We start from the raw sequence: 989 nt of genomic DNA on the forward strand, positions 1-989 counted from the left end.
CTAGGCAGTGTCTGATGGCTCTTGCCCGTGTGGTGGATCAGCCGTTCTCCCGGGCAGGAGTCCGTCATGGTGCGTCGGCATGAACTGACGAATGGGCAGTGGGAGCGCATAGCCCCGCTGCTGCCGGAGACCGGCGGGCCGGGTGGACGGTGGGCTGACCACCGCACCGTGGTCAACGGCGTGCTCTACCGGACCCGGACCGGGATTCCCTGGCGTGACCTGCCCGAACGCTACGGAGCCTGGCAGACCGTCTACGAACGCCACCGCCGCTGGTCGGCCGACGGCACCTGGTCGAAGATCTTGTACGCCCTGCAGGCCGGGGCCGACGCCACCGGCCAGGACGAGGACGGCTCCTGGGCAGTCAACGCCGATTCCACCACCTGCCGGGCCCACCAGCACGCGGCCGGAGCCCGGCACCGGCCCCCGGCCGACCACCCCGAAAAGGGGGCGGCGCGCGTGTGGACGCAGAGGGCCGTGAGGCCCTGGGACGCTCCCGGGGTGGACTGACCTGCAAGGTCCACCTGCTAGCCGACGACCGCTGCCGGCCCCTGATCTGGCTGACCTCGCCCGGCCAGCGCGGGGACAGCCCGATGTTCATCCCGCTCATGCAGGCCCTCAAAATGGCCCGCACCGGACCGGGCCGCCCGCGGACCCGGCCCGACCGGGCCCGCGGAGACAAGGCATACTCCAGCCAGGCCAACCGCGCCTACCTGCGCAAACGCGGTATCAAAGCGACGATCGCCCAGCCGGACGACCAACGCGCCAACCGTCGCCGACGCGGCCGGGCCGGCGGCCGACCACCCGCCTTCGACCGCGAGCAGTACCGCCGACGCAACACGGTCGAACGCTGCGTCGGCAAACTGAAGCAGCACCGGGCCGTCGCAACTCGGTACGACAAACGCGACTACGTCTTCCACGGCACGCTGACCACCGCAGCCATCGTGATCTGGCTCCGCGATCTCATCAAAGAGCCATCGGACACGCCCTAG

1 protein-coding gene is annotated in these 989 nt (G+C 70.6%); it reads left to right on the forward strand.

The window, feature by feature from the left end; all coding sequences use genetic code 11:
- The first annotated feature begins 66 nt into the window (after window positions 1-66).
- Window positions 67-989, forward strand: a protein-coding gene (locus tag IE182_RS31530; protein ID WP_373303657.1) for an IS5 family transposase whose coding sequence is annotated in 2 segments (ribosomal slippage) — window positions 67-442 and window positions 442-989 — 924 coding nt in all. Because the reading frame shifts where the segments join, the coding sequence is not laid out codon by codon here.

The organism is Streptomyces cinnamoneus (assembly GCF_014650495.1).
Lineage (GTDB): Bacteria > Actinomycetota > Actinomycetes > Streptomycetales > Streptomycetaceae > Streptomyces > Streptomyces cinnamoneus.